Here is an 18513-nt window from a genome sequence, read left to right as displayed (position 1 = left end):
ATAAGCATAGATACAATAAGTATACTTATTATAATGATCTGAGCCGGAGGTATCCCGATGGAAACGCTGCATTATCTGTTGATGAAAGCCTACACCAATCTGAATCGGTGGCTGATGGCCCAGGCATCTACCCTTGGCCTTTCGCCGGGCCAACCAAAAATACTGGAGTGCCTGATTCAAAATGGAGAGGTCAACCAGAAGGCCATTGCCTCCAGCTGTGAAATTGAACCGGCCACAGTAGGCAGCATCCTGTCCCGGATGGAGCGGGACGGCTTGGTTCGCCGGCGGCAGCGGAATGGAGACCGCCGTTCCCTTTACGTCTCCCTTACGCCCCGGGGTGATGCGCTTGGCCGGCAGATGATGGAACTCTTTCACCAGGCAGATACCCGTGCTGCCGCCCTGCTCTCCCCGCAGGAACAGGCCCAGCTTCTGTCCCTGCTGAATAAGGTGTGTACCGCCGTACAGCCAGAAGAGGAGGCCGTCCAATGAAACGCAGTCTTGCAGCCCGCTATTGTCTGTTGTGCCTGGGTCTTTTGATCATGTCTTTCGGCGTCGCCTTCTCGATCAAAGCCGGTCTCGGCACCTCTCCTATTTCCAGCCTGCCTTTTGTACTGAGCCGTTTTACTCCACTCACAGTGGGTAACGCTACCACCGCAATGAACGCCTTTCTGGTCCTGCTGCAGATCCTGTTGCTGCGCAAACGCTTTCAGCCCATTCAACTGATGCAGCTGCCGGTGGCAATCCTGTTCGGACGGCTTACAGACCTCAGTGTCTGGATCACCGACGGGATTGTGTGTTCCGGCTATGCCACGCAATGGGTGTTCTGCATCATTGGTATCCTGCTGGTTGGAATCGGCGTAAGCTTTGAGGTGACTGCCAACGTGGTCACCTTGGCCGGCGAGGGAATGGTACTGGCGATCTGCAGTGTCTTCCCGCTCAAATTCGGCAATGTCAAAATTAGCTTTGACGTCACCTTGGTTCTCATCGCCAGTCTGTTGTCCATCCTGTTTGTGGGGCGACTGGAGGGTGTGCGGGAAGGGACGGTGGCCGCGGCCCTCTGCGTAGGCCTGATCGCCAAACAGGTCAACCGGCCGATGGCGCGATTCGCTCAGCGGTGCCTGGCATAATCAAACGATTTGCGCTCGGCGTCCCCTGTTGTCCGCAAACCAACAAGCAAAAAAGCGTACGCGCTGCCACAGGCAGCGCGTACGCTTTCCTTTTGATGCTGCTTATGCCGGCCCGCTGGCCTTCAGCACCGCCTGCATCAGCTGATAGGTACGCTGTACGGAGGGGATGCTGAGCTTTTCCTTGGGGGTATGTACGTCGGCCAGCTCCGGGCCGATGGACACGCAGTCCAGGCCTTCGATACTGTCGGCAAACAGGCCGCACTCAATACCCGCATGGACGGCATCCACCTTTGCCTCCAGGCCGAACAGCTCCTGGTAGGCTTTCAGAATGGTGTCCTTCACCACGGAATGGGGGTTATAGGACCAGCCGGGATAGTCGCCCGCTACCTCGCTAGCGCCCCCTGCCAACGCAACGGCAGCCTGCACCTGAGACACGATCCATTGCTTCTGGGTGGTGATGGAACTGCGTACGGAATGGGCCATACAGAGCTGGGTATCCTCCAGAAGAAGGGTGCCGAAATTCAGCGACGTCTGGACCAGGCCGGGCATGTCCGGACTCATCACCTGTACGCCGTCGGGCAGCGCCAGCAATAGCTGCCGTACCCGGCGGGTGCTGTCTGCCGTCAGAACCTCGCACTCCCCCGCCGCCTCAGATACAGCGTCAACGGTTAGTCCCGGTTCTGTTGTGGCATATTCCTTCTGATACGCCGCCGCCATTCGCTTCACTTCGGCCAACAGCGGCTCTGCTTCGGCTGCCGCCACGCCCAGCACCGCGTGGGCCTCACACGCGATGGCAGTCTCACGGGGTCCGCCGGACAGCTGGATCAGGCGATAATCCCCCTTATGGGCCAGCGCGTCCAGCAGTCGGCCCATCAATACGTTGGCGTTGGCCCGGCCTTTGTCGATCTCCACGCCGGAGTGGCCACTTTTCAGCCCCGTAATATCCAGCTTGATCTGCTGGAGGGCCTTGGGTTCCCGCTCCACCGGCAGGGTGGAGCGCACCGTGGCGCCGCCGGCGCAGCTACACATCAGCACACCCTCATATTCAGAATCCAGATTGATCAATTTATGGCCCTGCAGCCTGGAACAATCGAAGGCAAAGGCCCCTATCATACCGATCTCCTCGTCCGAGGTGAGTAGCACTTCCAGCGGCGGATGCTCCAACGTGTCATCCTCCAGCAGTGCCAGACACATGGCCACGGCGATTCCGTTATCGGCTCCCAGGGTAGTGCCCCGGGCCCGGAGCCAGTCTCCGTCGGCATAGGGCTGGATGCCGTCCTTTTCAAAATCAAAGGGCAATCCCGCCACCTTTTCGCACACCATGTCGGTATGTCCCTGGAGGATCAGGCCGTCGGCCCCCTCATACCCCGGGCTGGCAGGCTTGCGGATGATCAGATTGTCCGCCTGATCCCGCTCCCAGGCCAGGCCGTGGGCCTCGGCAAAGGCGATGCAGTGGTCCACCAGCGCCGACACATTGCCTGAGCCGTGGGGGATCTTGCAGATCTCCTCAAAGTGACGGAATACCGCCGTCGGCTGCAAGGCGCTCAGTTCTCCCATATCAAAACGCTCCTTTCACGATCCGGTATACTCACGCCGTCCTTTTGTTCCGGCAGAGCAGGGGATAGAGGATCAGATACAGCACACAGCCAATGACAATGGCATTGATAGAGGGGATCAGGAACGAGGGGAATGCCAGAGCCACAGCGGATCCGGCCAGCCAGGCCAGCAGTCCGGCCAGGTTGACGCCCTCCGTCGGTTTCCAGGTCGCCGGATTGGCCTTATTGATGACAAAGTAGTCCATAATGACCACACCGGCCACCGGCGGAATACCCACCGACAGGATGTTGAGGAAGTTATTGAAGTAGTTGGTAATCCCCAATACCGCCAGCAAGGTACCCACAATGCCGGCCGCCAGGGTAAAGATGGGCCGCTTATCATCCTTGGCTCCGGTCAGGTTGAGCAGGGCAAAGCCGGAGGAGTAGGCGTTGGACACATTGGTGGTCCAGGTGGCCAGTACCAGCACCAGCAGGCCCAGAATGGGGCTGCCCACGCTGGAGAGCATGGTCACCACGCTGCCGGTATCCATGCCCAGAGCGCCGGAGTGGATGGCCAGCACGCCGCCGGCCAGCATGGTACCTACGCCCATGGGGATGACGCCGATGATGCTGGAAATGACCACATCCCGTCTGCTCTTGCAGTAGCGGGTCACGTCGCCGGCCAGCACGCTGCCCGAGGCAAAGCCGCCCACAGCCGTACCGATGGAGACGATCATGGAGGCGTTTGTGGCAGGCTGATAGTTGGCGATCTGCGCCGCCGAGCCCGGCGTCCTAAAGACCACGATCATGGCGTATACCAGGATAATAATCAGCGCAGGCACTGAGACAATGTTCAGGATCTTGATCCAGTTGATACCCACCACAGCGGTAATGCACATAACCAGGCCCCAGATGATGGTGGATACCGTACTGGGCAGCGGTACCCCCATATTCTGCATGATGGCGGCAAAGGCGTCGCCGCACACCACCGCCTGGAATCCAAACCAGCAGATAAAGCAGAAGGCAATGATGGAGGAGATCACATAGCTGGACCCCTTTTTGCCAAACGCGCCTGCAATGGCCGCCACACTGGGCAGACCCAGGTCGGAGGACTGGATACTCAGCAGGATCATCAACAACACGCAGATCCCGTAGCCGGTGAACATGGCCAATGCCGCCTCACCGAAGGTCAGCCCCATCGTGATACCGCCGCCCACCATCAGCGCGGGCACGCAGCACACCGAACCGGCCCAGATAAAGGCGATGCTGCCCCAGCTTTTCTTCTCTTCCTGACCGACCTTGCTCAGGCCGGCAGACTCAATGGTTCCGTTTTTTGCCATATGCACTTCCCTCCCTCAGATCTCTTTCAAGGGGTTATGTACCAATTACTCCAGGGGAACGGCCTTATCCGCCTTGGAGTAGCCGATCAGTTTCAGGATGTGGGCCCAGCAGTCGTATCCTCTGGGGGTGTCCCACCACCGCTGGGGCGCCTTGACGCCCAGCAGCATTACGTTCTGCCCCTCGGCGGTGTCCGCGTTGGACAGAGGCTTCATGGTGTCGGTATCAATGATGGTAATGATCTCAGGTACCACCAGCAGGGCCTTGCCGTCAGCATCCCGGATAATGAGGTTCTCGTTCTTGAAATCTACGGTATAGAGCTTGCCCTTTTCCGTCTCGATAACGGTCTTGCCGAAATCAAAGCCGTTTTCCACCGTCACGTCAATTTTCTTGATCTTGCCTTTGGCGAAAACCTTGTGCTGAACGCCTTTCTCAGTCAGCTTTGCAGAGAGATTGTCCGCCTTGGTGTCCGAGGCCCGCAGGAGACTGCCCACTGTCCTCGCCAGGGAGAGCTGTCCCACGGCCGAGGCCTTTTCATGGTCGGCCTTGCTCATCATCCAGGTGGAGAAGCCCACGCTCATGCCGTAGGCCATGCAGATGGAGCGGGCGATGGTCTCGCAGGCCACGCTGTCCAGGGGTTCCTTGGGATGTCCCACCACGATGTCGCCGTTGGCGTTGGCCAGCACCAGAGGATCAATGGGAATGTCGTAGATGGGAAGCAGGCCGGTGTTCAGTTCCGGTACCGCACGGCCGTTGCCGTCCAGGTCCAGCACGGGCAGGCCCAGGCTGATGGCCGCATAGATGGGTACCATCGTATTAAAGCCGCCCTGCTCGCCGGAATAGATGTGGGTGACTTTCTTGCCGCTGTCGGCGGCCACCTTCATCATGCCCTCCACAACGCTGATGGCCTCCGGGCCGAATCCCCGCTCCTTCATGGCCAGAGGAGACCCCAGTCCCGCAGCCATGACGGAATAGGCATTTTCGTCCATGTCCTTCAAGTCGTCTACAATCAATTCCACGTTTTTATCGAACTTATCCAGCAGTTCCATGCCGTTGGCAATGGAGCCGCCGCCGCCCGCGCCAAAGAAGGTTGCGCCGTAGATGATGTCGATGATGTCTTCCCGATTCAGAGTGCGTCCCATAATGTCTCCTCCTAACACATAAAATCCGGTGATTCTCACCAAGTGTTACAAGGATATTGTATTGAAAATTGTGCAGATTGTAATTGTCCTTTTGGACAAAGAGCATGCGCACCTTCTTGTCTCCAGCGGATAAGAAGGTGCGCATCTATAAGACGTCTTATTGATTCATCAGCCGGTGCAGCGCAACGGCCAGGTACAGTGGAAAGGCATCCGGCATTTTTCCAGGCACATAGCCCAACAGATCCTGGATCAGGTGCAGGCGGTACTTAACGGTGTTCAGATGGACAAACAGGCGCTTGGCGGCACAGGCCATATTGGAGGAGGCGTCCAGCAGATAGGCCTCCGCCGTGGGCAGCAGCACGGGGTTGCTCTCCTCCATCTGGCTGAGCAGACGCAGGTACTGGGCGGCGTTTTTCCCATCGGCCAGGATCTGTTGGCACTGTCCCGCAAACAGGATGTCGGAGGCCCGGAGTACCTGCTTGGAGGGGTAGAGCTTCCGGGCCGCGCCCACATATTGGGTACTGTCCAGATATGCCTGGCGTACATCGGCGGTGGTTGCCAGACAGTCAAAGCAGACGATATCATAGTGGCCTGCCTGTTCCGTTACCAATCCGCTCATGTCCTCCACCATCTGGCTGCGCTCATCATATCGCTGGGAGGCATGGGTAAAGACCACCAGATTCTCCTCATAGTAGCTGATGAGTACCGGGTCGGAGAACCGCTGGAACTGGTCAAACAGCCGGCGGATCAGCGCATCGTCATACTTTTGGCCGGAATGCCGGGGGTGAAACAGCCACATCTGATTGAGCTGGGCCACCTCGATATGGAACAGCTTGGCCAGGCGGTTCATCTGCACCACCTGATCGTTGATAATGGCCCGCACGATTTCCGACGTGACAAACTTTCCGTGGTCTTTGTTCCAGATATGGATAAACAGCCGGATCAACTCGCTGGACTGCCACAGCACGTCCTCCGGCACAACTTCGCCGTATTTCAACAGGTAGACGCTGTAATCGCCGGGATCGCCGGAGAGCAGCGGACACCGCTGCAAATATCCGGTTCCTTCGGCCAGCCTGACCTCCAGCTGGGTGCGGCTGCCCATGCCTCCCAACCAGTCTTTCAGGCTGCCCGCCACGCTTTCTTCCAGCGCCCGGGGCCAGAACACGGCGGTGACGTCCTCATTGGCGGGATCGGCCAGGATCACCGACACATGCAGATGATCGCTGAGCATCCGCAGCAGCGCGTCCACATTCCGCTGGTGAGGCGGCAATCCCGACATGCGATCCAACAGGTCGCTGACAAAATAGCCCTCCCGCTGGCGGTGACGAAATACCTCAAACATGATCTCGCCGATGGCCTCGCTGTAGCGCAGGTTCAGTTTCCCTTTGGGCATGCAGATCAGGGGAAAATCCAGTTCGTCGCACAGCGCAATCAGCCTGGGGCTGATCTCCGGCATGAGAATACCCACATAGTAGAGGACGAAACCCACCGCTCCCACGCTGTGATAGCGCCGGATGTTAGCGCATTGGGCATCCACATCGCCCCGGATGCTGGCAAAGGCGGTAATGACCAGTTCGTTGCCCTCAAAGGGGTTATTCTGGAAAAACTGCTCCAGCTCCTCGGTCACATCCCCGTATTCCAATACGCTGACCGCCTCCACCGCCCGGCTCAGGCCGCCGCGGCCCGCCAGCAGCTCCGCTCCGTTCATGGACGGCAGTTTCAGGATCTCCGCAATGGTTATACTCATGCTCCACCTCCGACCGTTGGGCAACCCGGGACATCTTCCTATGTCACTATGATACCGGCTCTTCCACTGCCCGTCAAGGTGGATATGTATGCCTGAATCCGCAGCAAAAAAGCAGACGTCCGCATAGATGCGGACGTCTGCTTTACACAAAAATCTCTTGTTCGGTTACATCAGGCGTACGGTGTGATAAACCGCCAGAATGAGCAGCCACGTCGCCAGTACGCCGTACAGCAGGGTCAACGCGCCCAGCACCAAAGCCGCGATCACCACGGCAGCTACCAGCGCGCAGGTTACATAGAGCATGGCGTAATTTGCGTTTTGGGGCAGCACTTCCACGCTCTTCCCCTTCACGGCCCACACCCCTTTGTGGGACTGAAGCATACGGAAGCATACCGCCGACGCCACAAGGATCACAGCCAGCACCACCAGATAGCCGTACCGGGTCACAGAGCCGGCTCCCCCCTGGGGTACTACCTTGACCCCAAGCATTCCCAGCGCAATGAGAACCGCCGCAAAGAAAAATTCCCGCTGGTAGAGATAGTAGATCAGGGCCAGTACCGCCACCGCAGGCACCGCGACATACAGGAAGGTGATGCCCTTATCATAATAGAGGCGGATCACTACCGCGCATACGGCCAAAACCAGCGCCACAATGCTCAACGCACCGGGCAGCCGGATGGACTTCCCCGCCCGCCGGGCCAGCACCGTCCAGACCAGCAGCGCCACAAAGCAGAGGGGCAGCACAATGGCCAGAACACGGAACATGCTCCGCAGCGCCAGGACGAGAGAGAACTGCTCAATGGCAAAGTTCACATATACTTTATTCAGCAGAAGCAGCAGCGTCTCCAGGACTACGGCGCCCAAAATCCACCAGAGGACCTTGGTCAGAACAATATCCTCTTCCCGGGCACGCTGGGCTTTCTGTTGTTCTTTCTTGTTCATGTATCCATCTCCTGTGGCTGAGTTTGGGGGGAAAGCCCCCACCTCTTTTAAGTCATCAATCTCATATAGTCTATCAGAATCCGCCGCATTTTGCAAGTCAAGAATCCCTTTTCTCTTTTCAAGCAACAAAATCTATGCTAAAATGAAATCCGCATCAGATGTATGACGGCAGTTCTGCCGCCCTTGAACAGGCTTACTTTTTGCAGAATGGAGTTTACCATGAAGCGTTTTTTTCTTCTTCTGTGCTGCCTGACGGTTCTGACCGGCTGCGCCGCGCCCGCAGCCAATCCAGAACCTGCTCAGGCCCAGTTCTTTTCCATGGACACCCTGATGTCCATCCGCGTTTACAACGAGGGCGGCGAGGATGCCCTCCAGGCCGCCCGACAGGAGATTGAGAAGCTGGACAAGCTCCTCTCCCGTACCGATCCGGACAGTCAGATCTCCCTTCTCAACAGCCATGCCGGCGACGGCACCCTGGTTCTTCTGGACGCCCAGGTAACCGATCTGCTGACCTTTGCCAAATCCGTCTCCCAGCTGCTGCCCGGCTGTTTTGATATCACCATTGCCCCGGTGATGGACGCCTGGGGCTTCACCACCGAGGAGCGCCACGTCCCCACAGCCGAGGCTCTGACCGCCGCCATGGCCCTGGTGGACAGCGGCAAGCTGACCGTGGACGAGGCCGCCTCTGCCGCCCGACTGGAACAGGCCGGCATGGAGGTGGACCTGGGCGCGGTGGCCAAGGGCTTTGCCGCCGGCCGGGCCGACGCTGTCCTTCGGGAAGAAGGCGTCACCTCCGCCCTGCTGGATCTGGGCGGCAATGTCACCGCCATCGGCAGCAAGCTGGACGGCTCAGCCTGGCAGGTGGCGGTCAAAGATCCGCAAAACACTTCGGAGGCGCTGTGCGTCCTCTCCCTGAAGGATCAGACCGCCTCCACCTCGGGCGGGTACGAGCGTTATTTTGAGGAAAACGGACAGATCTATCACCACATCATCGATCCCGAAACCGGTTACCCCGCTGACAGCGGTCTTTTGTCCGTGACAGTGATTTCCTCTGACCATATGCTGGCCGACGCCCTCTCCACCACTCTGTTCGTGGCCGGGCCGGAGGAAGCCCTGGACTTCTGGCGGAGCAGGGAGGATTTTGAACTGGTGCTGTGTACCCAGGATAACAGGGTCATCGTTACCGAAGGTCTGGAGGCGGGCTACCGCCCTGCGGGTGAGGATCGGGGGTATACCTATGAGATCGCCCGCCGCTGACCGCCGCCGCCCCACCCTGTGGGATGGGGTGGTGGCCCTGGTCGTGGTGGCCCTGGCGGCCCTTCTGGTATTTTTGCTGCGCCCGGCGGGGGGCAGCAACCTCACCGCCGTCATAACTCTAGACGGCGTGCAGGTGGCTCAGTACCAGCTGGACCAGCTGGATCAGCCCATCACCCTGACCGTGGATGAGGGGACCTATCCTCTGACCATTCGGGCGGAACAGGGCCGGATCTGCATCGAACACAGCGACTGTCCCAGTCAGGACTGTGTTCGCACCGGCTGGATCAGCAAACCGGGCCAGCAGATCATCTGCCTGCCCAATCGGCTGATCATCTCCCTGTTCGGCTCGGAACCTGAACCCTTTGACGCGGTAACAGGCTAAAAAGTTCCCCACCAGCGTCTATTTTTTCCTGGAAGGAGGCCCGCCCTGTGTCCGTTTCGCTCCAGCGTCTCACCCGCTCGGCGGTCCTGACCGCCCTGGCGCTGGCCCTCTCCGTGGCGGAGGGATTGGCGCCGCTAACGATCCTTGTACCCCTTCCCGGCCTGCGGCTGGGCCTGGCCAATCTGGTGACGGTATACGCCCTGTGCCGCCTGTCCGGGCGGGAGGCGCTGCTCATTTTGGTGGCGCGCTGCCTGTTGGGCTCCCTGCTGGGGGGCAATCTGATGGCGCTGGCATTTTCCCTCACCGGCGGCCTGCTGGCCCTGGCAGTGATGGCTCTGCTCCTGCGGCTCCCTGGTCTGTCCCTGTTTGGGGTATCCATTGCCGGCGCGGCCGCCCACAACACCGGCCAGATCCTGGCCGCCATTGTGGTACTGGGTACGCCCGCCCCCATGGTCTATCTGCCCCCCCTGCTGTTCTGCTCCCTGGTCACCGGCGCGGTTACCGGCGGAGTTTCCACCCTTCTGGTCCACCGGGTACCCTTCCCGGGCAAAGTATGAATTTCGGTTGTCATTCTTTCAAAAAGGTGGTAAAATGAGAACCCAATCTCGTTTTACCACCTTTTTTATTTGTCAGGAGGGATTGCTATGACCGATCGGGAACTGGTGGATCTGGCCTTTACCATGCTGGAGCGTTCCTATGTCCCCTACTCCCACTTCCCTGTGGGCGCCGCCCTGCTCTGCGCCGACGGGACCGTATTTACCGGCTGCAATGTGGAAAACGCCGCCTACGGCTCTACCATCTGCGCTGAGCGCACCGCACTGGTCAAAGCTGTGAGTGAAGGTCATCAGGACGACCTTGTGCGCCTGGCGGTGGTGGGCAATTCCACCGACTACTGCTGGCCCTGCGGCTCCTGCCGGCAGATGCTCTATGAATTTGCCCCCGACTTGACGGTGCTGGTGGCCCGGGGCGACCGGGAGTTCGTCCGGCTCTCTCTCCATGAGCTGCTTCCCCACGGCTTCGGGCCCAGGTCTCTTGACTGATGGGATATCAGGTTCATGCCGTGCCCTGCGGCGACTACGCCGGGGCGGAAGCGGCCCTGCGGGACACGGTGGAGCGCATGGGCGGCATGGGACGATTCGTCCGCCCGGGGGAACGCATTCTGCTGAAAGCCAACCTGCTGCGCCCGGCGCCGCCGGAGGCGGCGGTATGCACCCATCCGGCGGTGACAGGCGCAGTCGCCAAGCTGGTGCGGGAGGCCGGCGGCACAGCTGTGATCGCCGACAGCCCCGGCGGGGCTTTACAGAAGGAGTCGGTACTGCGCAATCTCTATGAAAAGACCGGAACCGCCCAGGCCGCCAGGGAAGCAGAGGCGGAACTCTGCCTGGACCCCTCCGCCCGTCTGGTCAATCTGCCGGACGGCCAGGTACTCCGTCAGGCCGAGATCATCTCCCCCGCCCTGGACTGCGACGGGATCTTTGATCTGTGCAAGATGAAAACCCATGTCTTTATGGGCATGACCGGAGCGGTGAAAAACAGCTTCGGGCTCATCCCGGGCCTGACCAAGGTGGGCTTCCACGGCTCCCACCCGGACAAGACCCAGTTCGCCCAGGTGCTGCTGGATCTGATCGGTTTTATGGCCCCCCGGCTTTGCGTCATGGACGCTGTGCTGGCGATGGAAGGGGAAGGACCCGGCGCATCGGGCACCCCGCGGCAGGTAGGCCTGCTGCTGTTGTCCGACAGTCCTCTGGCGCTGGACGTGATCGCTGGGGAGATCATGGGCCTGCCTCGGGACCGCAACGCCCTGCTGCTGGCCGCGCAGGCCCGTGGACTCTCTCCCACCCGGTGGGAGGAGATCGAACTGGTAGGCGCAACGCTGGAAGAGCTGCGCATCCCTGATTACCAGTTCCCCGCCAACGTGCGGGACAACCTGATGGGCTTTCTGGGGCCGCTGACAGGTACTGCGGGCCGGTTGTGCAAACAGCTGTTGTCCCAGACCCCCAGGATCCGGACGGACAAGTGCATCGGATGCGCCATCTGCAAAAACGCCTGTCCCGGCAAGGCCATCACTATGACCGGCCCCGGCGGCAAAGCCAAGGTCCATCCCCGCGCCTGTATCCGGTGCTACTGCTGTCATGAGCTGTGCCCCCACAAGGCGGTGGACCTCAAGCGCAATTGGCTGGGCCGGCTGCTCAACGGCAAGTGACCTCCTTTTCAAATTTTTTGTATATTGCGCGCAAAAGAGGATATGCTAACAGCGGTATCTCAATTTGGAGGAGGCAGCATATCCTATGTTCCTGGATAAGATCGCCCTGGTCCTTGCCATTATCGGCGGACTGAACTGGGGCAGCATCGGCATTTTTCAATTTGACCTGGTGGCCTTCCTGTTTGGCGGACAGGCCAGCACCTTTAGCCGCATCATTTACACCCTGGTGGGTCTGGCGGCTATTTGGTGCATTTCCCTGCTGTTCCGCGACCTGCGTGGCAAAGATCATACCTGAGTTCAACTTCAGAACAGGGCCTGCTGCAGCTTGCAGCAGGCCCTGTTCCCTTTCATTGTTTCAGCAGTTCCAGTGCGGCCTCCAACTGGGCGTCCCCCTCTCCGGTAAGGGAGACCTCCCGATCCAGAGTAAGCCCCGTCCCAATGAGGGAGGTACCGCTGCCGGTGAAATAGGCGCTGGTGGAGATGGCCATAGCCCCGCCGTGGGGCAGCGCAAAGGTCTGCTGGGAATAGCCCTTGCCGCTGGTGGGCTCTCCCACGATCACCGCCACCCCGCGCTCCTGGAGTTCGGCGGCAAAAAATTCGGCGGCGGAGTAGGTATTGGCATTGACCAGCACCGCCATCGGCAGATCCACACATTGCTCGTCTGATTCTGTCACTTTCTCATTGCCGGCCCGATCCCTGGTAATAAAAATAGGGCCCTCAGGCAGCAGGAAATCCAGCATATCGGTCAGTTCGCTGAGATATCCGCCGCCGTTGTTGCGCATGTCAAATACCAGGGCGACGGCTCCCTCCTCCTGAAGGCGGGTCACCTCTTCCTCCAGTCGTTCCGCGCTGTTGTCGTAAAAGTTGGCCAGGGCCACATAGCCTATGTTGCCCTCCAACATTTCTGCGGTCACCGGATCGCTGTCCAGGCTGGTACGGGTCAGTTCCACCGTCCTGGTCTGCCCATCGGCGCTGCGCATCTCCAGAGAAACCACAGTTCCTTCCTCGCCCTGAATGCGCTCCGCCCCTTCGTATCTGGCTTCACCTGCCAGCGAAAAGCCGTCTACCGCGGTAATGAGTTCCCCCGCCTGGATGCCAGCCTTCTCAGCAGGGCCATCAGCAGTCACCGCGACCACCCGCAGCCCTTCCTCCGATCCATAGTCCACCGTGACGCCCACCCCTACATACTTGTTGGTGCGGCGCTGGTTCTGATCCTCATACTCCTCCTGGGTCAAATAATAGCTCCACCGGTCCCCCAGACCATCCACCATACCGGACAGGGCGGAGTCTACCACCTGGGTCTCGTCGTACTCCCCCACAAACCGGCTGTTCACCAGGTAGAGTCCCTCCAGCAGGGACAGCCCCTCCTTCCCTACCAACGCATACAGCACGCCCAGCAGGATACCCGCCGTCAGTACAGCGGTGACCGGCACTAAAATGACAAGATGGAGCAGGGAAAAGCGTTTTTTACGCACAGCAGATCATTTCCTTTCCGAACGTAATAAATGGATCAGGGCGGAGGGGTGACCCCCTCCGCCCTGGTTTCCTATTTGATTTTACCACGGAGGCGTCAGATTCAAAGACGGAAATTTACTCTCCGGGTCCACACGGGTATAGTTATCCCGCACCTCAAAGTGGAGGTGGTTGCCGGTGGAACTGCCGGTGGTGCCCACATAGCCGATGACCTGGCCCTGGGTGACCATCTGGCCCTCGCTCACCGCCCGGGAACTCATATGGGCGTAGAGTGTGGAATTGCCGTTGCCGTGGTCAATCACCACATAGTTGCCATAGGAGTAGTGGTAAGCGGAGGTCACCACCTGGCCGCTCTTGGCCGCCAGGATGGAGGTGCCGCCCGGCGCGGGAATGTCGATACCGGTATGGCTGTGAGGCTTGCCGGTAATAGGATGGATCCGGTAGCCGAACTGAGAGGTCAGCTGGTAGTATCCAGGCAGCGGCCACAGGTAGCCGGTCTCCGAGGAGATCACAATGTTGTTCTGCTTGCGCTCCTCTTCCAGCTGCTTCTGCTTGCGGGCGATCTCAGCTTGGATCTCAGAGGCGGCGGCGCTCTCCGCGTCCAGCTGACGGTTCACCTCTTCCGCATCCGCATTGATCTGATCCAGCAGTTTCTGAGCCTCGGCCACCTTGGCCTGCTGCTCGGCCTGCTTGGCCGCCTGCTGATCTCTGGCAGCCTGTTCCTCCGCCCGGGCGCTCTCCAACTCGCCCTGGAGCCGCTCCAGCTCCTGCCGGGTGGCAATCAGCTCTTCCATGACGGCGTTGTCATAGGCCATCACCGCGTCCACATCCGCAATGCGATCCAACAGGTCGGAAAAGTCCTCGGCATTGAAGATGATGGACCAGTAAGACACCGTGCCCTGCTCCTCCATCATTCGCACCCGCTGGCAGAACAGTTCGTACTGCTCCGCCTCACGCTCCTCCGCCTCCTTGCGCTCCACTTCCTTCTGGGCGATCTCCCCGTCGTAGTAAGCGATCTGCGCGTCGATGTTGGCGATCTCCGCGTTGATAGCATTCAGCTGTTGGGTCAGCAGCTCCCGCTTTTGCTGGGCAGCGGCTTGATCTTCCTCGATATCGGCCAGCTGCTCTTTCAGCTCCTGCTGCTTGGCCTGGCTCTCCTGCTGCTCTTTTTTCAGTGCGTCGATCTCGCTCTGGGTCACCGCGTCGGCGCTGCCGATGATCATGCTGACCATAGGCAGCAGCATGAGCAATGCCATCAATCCCGCCAGAACACCCACTACGATGCGCCGAGGCTCTACCTTCTTGGAACTATTTTTTTGAATGGGTTTCTTTCCGTTTTTCGCCACGTTTTTTCTCCTTTTTATGTATGCCAGCCACTCACCAATTATAGGCCCGTACAAAAGAACGGTCCAGGCCGGGGAAGCACCCCTCCGGGTCTACCCGCTGGCCGTTTACCCGCACCTCAAAGTGCAGGTGATTGCCTTTGGAATTGCCTGTATTGCCCACATATCCAATGGTCTGACCCTGGGTCACCAGCTGGCCCTCGCTCACCGCCCGGGATCTCATGTGGGCGTAGAGGGTGGTGGTGCCGTCCCCATGGTCAATGACCACAAAATTGCCGTAAGACCAGTTTACACCGGAGCCATACTCCGACATGATGACCTGTCCGCCCTTGGCGGCGTAGATGGGGGTGCCGCCGGCGGCCGACACATCAATGCCGGTATGGCTGTGCGGCACCAGGTCGATGGGGTGCATCCGGTAGCCAAAAGCGGAGGTCAGGGTCAGGTTCCCGGCAGGCAGAGGCCACTGGTACCCCGAGCCGGTGGGGGGCAGAGTCACATTCTGCTGCTTGCGCTCCTCCTCCAGCTGTTTCTGCTTCCGGGTGATCTCCGCCTGCAAGCTGGCGGCGGCGGCATCCTCCGCTTCCAGCTGTCGATTGACCTCCGCCACATCGGCGTTGATCTGATCCAGCAGCTTCTGCGCTTCCGCTACCTTAGCCTGCTGCTCAGCCTTTTTTGCCTCCTGCTGCTCACGGGCCTCCTGTTCCTCCGCCCGGGCGCTCTCCAGTTCCCCCTGAAGCCGCTCCAGCTCCTGCCGGGTGGCAATGAGCTGATCCATGATCTTATTGTCATAAGCCATGACCGCATCCACATCGGCAATACGATCCAACAGGTCGGAAAAGCTGCCGGCATTGAAGAGGATGGACCAGTAGGACACCGTCCCCTGCTCCTCCATCATCCGCACCCGCTGACAGAACAACTCGTACTGCTCCGCCTCACGCTTCTCCGCCTCCCCGCGCTCCACTTCCTTCAAGGCGATCTCTCCGTCGTAGTAAGCGATCTGGGCGTCGATGTTGGCGATCTCGGCGTTAATGGCATCCAGCTGCTGAGCCAGGATCTGCCGCTTCTGCTGGGCGGCGGCCTGGTCCTCCTTTACGCCAGCCAGCTGCTCTTTCAGCTGCTGCTGCTTGGCCTGACTCTCCTGCTGTTCCTTCTTCAGCGCGTCGATCTCGCTCTGGGTCACAGCCCCCGCCTGGCTGGCGGCGGATGTGAAGAGCGCCAGAATCAGGATACCGCACAAAAGCCGGAGTTTGGGATGTTTCCGCTTCATAAGGACTCCTTATTTTCTAACGGGGCAGATGTATCACACCTGCAGGAACTTACGGATGGCCAGCATAGAGCCTACCACGCCGATGAGCAAGCCGGTAATCAGGAAGGCCAGCAGCACCCACAGCGCCATCGGCTGGAAGGGCAGCACTTTAATGAGATCTATGGTATCGGTACCGCCGACGGCCCGGCCTACCAAAGCGTATACCCCCCACTGCAGGAAGAACCCGACCAGGGCGCCTGTCACGCCCAGGATCATGCCCTCAAAAACAAAGGGCCAGCGTACAAAGGCGTTGGTGGCGCCGCACATCTTCATGATGGCGATCTCCTCCCGCCGATTGAAGGTAGCCAGCTTAATGGTGTTGGAGATGATGAACAAACTCACCAGCAGCAAAATGGCCACCAGGATCAGGGCCACGCCGCCGGCAATGTTGCGGATGACGGTAAAACCTTCGGCGATCTCAGGCGCAGAGTAGGTATCGGCCACACCCGCCACCTGCTTCACCGCCGCCTCAGTCTCTGTCAGCTTGCTGAGATCCTCCAGATAGACATGGAACCGATCCCGATAGACGGTGGACGGCAAGTCCTCAAAGAGAGGATTGCCCTCATAGTCGGCCTCAAAGTCGGCCTGGGCCTGCTCCTTGGTGACGAACTCCGCCCGAGCCACATTGGGGATCGCCTCAATCTCATCCTGAAGGGCGCGTGCCTCCTCCTGAGACAGGGTCTCGTCGATGTATGCGGAGAACTGGTTGTCCTTCTCCAGGTCGCTGAAATTATGCTGGGCATTCACCGCCACCAGGGAGAAAGAACCCATAATGAGCAGACAGCACACGATCATGCACACTGCTGCAAAGGACATGAATCCGTGGGTAAAAATACTGTGAAAGCCCTCGGAAAACAGATATTTAAAGTTATATCGTTGTCTCATTGTTGTAATACCCGCCTGTCTCGTCGCTGATGATCCTGCCGTTCTCGATGGCCACAACCCGCTTGGAGAAGCGGTTGACCAGCTCCCGCTCGTGGGTGACCACCAGCACGGTGGTGCCCAGCTCATTGATGCGCTCCAGCAGCATCATAATCTCCAGGGAGCGCATGGGGTCCAGGTTGCCGGTGGGCTCGTCGGCAATGATCATCTGGGGATTGTTCACCAGGGCGCGGGCAATGGCCACACGCTGCTGCTCACCGCCGGAAAGCTGGTCGGGACGCTGATCGCCCTTATCCAGCAGGCCTACCAGGTCCAGCACATAAGCCACCCGCTTGCGGATCTCCCGGGAGGAGGCGCCCACCACCTGCATGGCAAAGATCAGGTTCTCCTTCACTGTCTTTTTTTCGATCAGGCGGAAGTCCTGGAATATGACCCCCAGCGTACGCCGCATATAGGGCACCTGGCGGGGCGTAATATTGTTCAAATTATAACCGTTGACCATCAGCCGGCCGGCGGTGGGGGCGATCTCAGCGGTGATCAGCTTCAATATGGTGGACTTGCCAGATCCGGAGGGGCCCACCAGAAAGACGAATTCACCGTCGTCAATGCGCAGATTGACCCCCTTCAGGGCCTTGGTTCCGTTGTCATAGGACTTTTGAATGTCGATCAGACGTATCACGCTGTATACCTCTTTTATAGGATTGGGTACAAACTCACGTGCCGCAGAAGCCGCCGTTACCGGCAGCCTCTGCGGCTGACGCAGTTTGTTCAGTTATCGATGCCCCGGGAGATCAGATACTTCTTGACCATCAATGCCACCTTGAAGGTGATGGCGTCGTCAAACTCCCGCAGGTCCAGGCCGGTGAGCTTCTTGATCTTCTCCAGCCGGTACACCAGGGTATTCCGGTGGACAAAGAGCTTCCGGGCCGTCTCGGACACGTTCAGGTTGTTTTCAAAGAACTTGTTGATCGTGAACAGGGTCTCCTGGTCCAGGGCGTCGATGGGATTCTTCTTGAAAACCTCCTGGAGGAACATCTCGCACAGGGTGGTGGGCAGCTGATAAATCAGCCGGCCAATCCCCAGGTTCTCATAGTTGATGATGCTCTTCTCGGTGTCGAACACCCGACCCACGTCGATGGCGATTCCGGCCTCCTTATAGGCCCGGGCCAGTTCCCGGATGTGGCCTACGATGGTACCGATGCCGATGACCACACGGATATGGAGTTCCTCATTGATCTTGTCTTCGATCTGCTTGGCAATCTTGTGGAGATCCCGGGTCTCCGCCCCATCGTTGAGCTGCTTGATCAGGGCCACGTCGGTCTCGCTGATGGAGAGGACGAAATCCACCTGCTTGTCAGGGAAGAGGGAATGGAGAACGTCGATCAGGGCGGGATCGGTAGATTCCACCTGGCGGATCAAAAAGACCGCCCGGGGTGCCTCGGAAACAAAATGCAGTTCTTTGGCCCGGACATAGATGTCGCCCAGAAGGATATTATCGGAGATAATATTTTTGACAAAGGTGGCTTTGTCGTGTTTCTCCTCATAATAGGTCTTGGCGCCATTAAGGGCCACTGCGGCCATGGAACATACCATGTTTGCCTCGGTGTCCTCGCCCTTGGCAAAAACCGCATAGTCAAACTGAGACCCCCATCCGGCCAGCGCCTTGAAGGTGCGGCCATCAAAGCGGACGGTATCGCCCTCGCCCCGGTTCACCGCCTCAACCGCACCGGGCCAATGCTCCCCGATGCAGCTGAGTTCATTGCAGGCCACAACCGTTCCCTCAGAATCGATCACGCCAATGGCCCGTTCGGTGCTGTCTTTCATCTGCAAGACAAC

Annotated in this window: 19 protein-coding genes; 8 read left to right on the top strand and 11 right to left on the bottom strand. The window is 59.1% G+C overall.

Features of this window, described 5'->3' with window-relative positions:
- Positions 1-57: 57 nt before the first annotated feature.
- Positions 58-489: a MarR family winged helix-turn-helix transcriptional regulator gene (locus tag Q0K43_RS01955; RefSeq protein ID WP_297288887.1), complete on the top strand. Its 432-nt coding sequence runs from the start codon at positions 58-60 to the stop codon at positions 487-489.
- Complete coding sequence (locus Q0K43_RS01950; protein ID WP_297288886.1) at positions 486-1127, top strand: YczE/YyaS/YitT family protein; 642 nt, start codon at positions 486-488, stop codon at positions 1125-1127. Before Q0K43_RS01955 ends, Q0K43_RS01950 begins: the two co-directional genes overlap by 4 nt.
- Before the next feature lie 102 nt (positions 1128-1229).
- Here the strand turns inward: Q0K43_RS01950 and Q0K43_RS01945 are convergent, their stop codons facing one another.
- The 5 genes from Q0K43_RS01945 to Q0K43_RS01925 form a co-directional block, all read right to left on the bottom strand.
- Positions 1230-2684, bottom strand: a complete 1455-nt coding sequence (locus Q0K43_RS01945; protein WP_297288885.1) for an aminoacyl-histidine dipeptidase — start codon at positions 2682-2684, stop codon at positions 1230-1232.
- Between the two features lie 31 nt (positions 2685-2715).
- Complete coding sequence (locus Q0K43_RS01940) at positions 2716-4002, bottom strand: cytosine permease (RefSeq protein ID WP_297288884.1); 1287 nt, start codon at positions 4000-4002, stop codon at positions 2716-2718.
- 45 nt (positions 4003-4047) lie between these two features.
- Positions 4048-5142: a DUF917 domain-containing protein gene (locus Q0K43_RS01935; protein ID WP_297288883.1), complete on the bottom strand. Its 1095-nt coding sequence runs from the start codon at positions 5140-5142 to the stop codon at positions 4048-4050.
- Between the two features lie 157 nt (positions 5143-5299).
- Positions 5300-6889, bottom strand: coding sequence for a PucR family transcriptional regulator (locus Q0K43_RS01930; RefSeq protein ID WP_297288882.1), 1590 nt, complete (start codon positions 6887-6889; stop codon positions 5300-5302).
- Positions 6890-7054: 165 nt separating this feature from the next.
- On the bottom strand, positions 7055-7831 hold the full coding sequence (locus tag Q0K43_RS01925; protein WP_297288881.1) for a hypothetical protein: 777 nt from the start codon (positions 7829-7831) through the stop codon (positions 7055-7057).
- A 219-nt stretch (positions 7832-8050) separates the two neighbouring features.
- On the opposite strand from Q0K43_RS01925, the gene Q0K43_RS01920 reads away from it, so the two are divergent.
- The 6 genes from Q0K43_RS01920 (at position 8051) to Q0K43_RS01895 (ending at position 11968) form a co-directional block, all read left to right on the top strand.
- On the top strand, positions 8051-9088 hold the full coding sequence (locus Q0K43_RS01920) for an FAD:protein FMN transferase (protein WP_297288880.1): 1038 nt from the start codon (positions 8051-8053) through the stop codon (positions 9086-9088).
- Entirely contained in the window at positions 9069-9470 is a 402-nt protein-coding gene (locus Q0K43_RS01915) for a NusG domain II-containing protein (RefSeq protein ID WP_297288879.1), read from the top strand. The genes Q0K43_RS01920 and Q0K43_RS01915 overlap by 20 nt, the downstream gene beginning before the upstream one ends.
- 47 nt (positions 9471-9517) lie before the next feature.
- The gene (locus tag Q0K43_RS01910; RefSeq protein WP_297288878.1) at positions 9518-10027 is read left to right on the top strand and encodes a Gx transporter family protein; all 510 of its coding nucleotides are present in this window, start codon (positions 9518-9520) and stop codon (positions 10025-10027) included.
- Positions 10028-10114: 87 nt separating this feature from the next.
- A complete protein-coding gene (gene cdd, locus Q0K43_RS01905) occupies positions 10115-10510 on the top strand; it encodes a cytidine deaminase (RefSeq protein WP_297288877.1) in 396 nt (131 codons plus the stop codon).
- Positions 10510-11673, top strand: a complete 1164-nt coding sequence (locus tag Q0K43_RS01900; protein WP_297288876.1) for a DUF362 domain-containing protein — start codon at positions 10510-10512, stop codon at positions 11671-11673. Before cdd ends, Q0K43_RS01900 begins: the two co-directional genes overlap by 1 nt.
- 85 nt (positions 11674-11758) lie before the next feature.
- On the top strand, positions 11759-11968 hold the full coding sequence (locus Q0K43_RS01895; protein WP_297288875.1) for a DUF378 domain-containing protein: 210 nt from the start codon (positions 11759-11761) through the stop codon (positions 11966-11968).
- Between the two features lie 52 nt (positions 11969-12020).
- Here Q0K43_RS01895 and Q0K43_RS01890 read toward each other — a convergent pair whose 3' ends face one another.
- The 6 genes from Q0K43_RS01890 to Q0K43_RS01865 all read right to left on the bottom strand — a co-directional run.
- Entirely contained in the window at positions 12021-13148 is a 1128-nt protein-coding gene (locus Q0K43_RS01890) for a S41 family peptidase (protein ID WP_297288874.1), read from the bottom strand.
- 81 nt (positions 13149-13229) lie between these two features.
- The gene (locus Q0K43_RS01885; protein ID WP_297288873.1) at positions 13230-14492 is read right to left on the bottom strand and encodes a murein hydrolase activator EnvC family protein; all 1263 of its coding nucleotides are present in this window, start codon (positions 14490-14492) and stop codon (positions 13230-13232) included.
- A 31-nt stretch (positions 14493-14523) separates the two neighbouring features.
- Entirely contained in the window at positions 14524-15756 is a 1233-nt protein-coding gene (locus tag Q0K43_RS01880; RefSeq protein WP_297288872.1) for a murein hydrolase activator EnvC family protein, read from the bottom strand.
- A gap of 33 nt (positions 15757-15789) precedes the next feature.
- Complete coding sequence (ftsX, locus tag Q0K43_RS01875) at positions 15790-16680, bottom strand: permease-like cell division protein FtsX (RefSeq protein ID WP_297288871.1); 891 nt, start codon at positions 16678-16680, stop codon at positions 15790-15792.
- Positions 16664-17356 carry a cell division ATP-binding protein FtsE gene (gene ftsE / locus Q0K43_RS01870; RefSeq protein ID WP_297288870.1) on the bottom strand — a complete coding sequence of 231 codons (693 nt, stop codon included), beginning with the start codon at positions 17354-17356 and terminating at the stop codon, positions 16664-16666. The genes ftsX and ftsE overlap by 17 nt, the downstream gene beginning before the upstream one ends.
- Before the next feature lie 89 nt (positions 17357-17445).
- Positions 17446-18513 (bottom strand): PucR family transcriptional regulator (locus tag Q0K43_RS01865; protein WP_297288869.1); only part of this gene is annotated, 1068 nt, incomplete at its 5' end.

The sequence above is a fragment of the uncultured Flavonifractor sp. genome (assembly GCF_944383115.1).
Lineage (GTDB): Bacteria > Bacillota > Clostridia > Oscillospirales > Oscillospiraceae > Flavonifractor.
The sequence above is the reverse complement of the archived record's forward strand: the minus strand, read 5'-3'. Positions and strand labels throughout refer to the sequence as shown.

Coding starts and splice junctions, on each gene's coding strand:
- Q0K43_RS01955 (WP_297288887.1), top strand. CDS start 58: ATGGAAACGCTGCATTATCTGTTGATGAAAGCCTACACCAATCTGAAT.
- Q0K43_RS01950 (WP_297288886.1), top strand. CDS start 486: ATGAAACGCAGTCTTGCAGCCCGCTATTGTCTGTTGTGCCTGGGTCTT.
- Q0K43_RS01945 (WP_297288885.1), bottom strand. CDS start 2,684: ATGGGAGAACTGAGCGCCTTGCAGCCGACGGCGGTATTCCGTCACTTT.
- Q0K43_RS01940 (WP_297288884.1), bottom strand. CDS start 4,002: ATGGCAAAAAACGGAACCATTGAGTCTGCCGGCCTGAGCAAGGTCGGT.
- Q0K43_RS01935 (WP_297288883.1), bottom strand. CDS start 5,142: ATGGGACGCACTCTGAATCGGGAAGACATCATCGACATCATCTACGGC.
- Q0K43_RS01930 (WP_297288882.1), bottom strand. CDS start 6,889: ATGAGTATAACCATTGCGGAGATCCTGAAACTGCCGTCCATGAACGGA.
- Q0K43_RS01925 (WP_297288881.1), bottom strand. CDS start 7,831: ATGAACAAGAAAGAACAACAGAAAGCCCAGCGTGCCCGGGAAGAGGAT.
- Q0K43_RS01920 (WP_297288880.1), top strand. CDS start 8,051: ATGAAGCGTTTTTTTCTTCTTCTGTGCTGCCTGACGGTTCTGACCGGC.
- Q0K43_RS01915 (WP_297288879.1), top strand. CDS start 9,069: ATGAGATCGCCCGCCGCTGACCGCCGCCGCCCCACCCTGTGGGATGGG.
- cdd (WP_297288877.1), top strand. CDS start 10,115: ATGACCGATCGGGAACTGGTGGATCTGGCCTTTACCATGCTGGAGCGT.
- Q0K43_RS01900 (WP_297288876.1), top strand. CDS start 10,510: ATGGGATATCAGGTTCATGCCGTGCCCTGCGGCGACTACGCCGGGGCG.
- Q0K43_RS01895 (WP_297288875.1), top strand. CDS start 11,759: ATGTTCCTGGATAAGATCGCCCTGGTCCTTGCCATTATCGGCGGACTG.
- Q0K43_RS01880 (WP_297288872.1), bottom strand. CDS start 15,756: ATGAAGCGGAAACATCCCAAACTCCGGCTTTTGTGCGGTATCCTGATT.
- ftsX (WP_297288871.1), bottom strand. CDS start 16,680: ATGAGACAACGATATAACTTTAAATATCTGTTTTCCGAGGGCTTTCAC.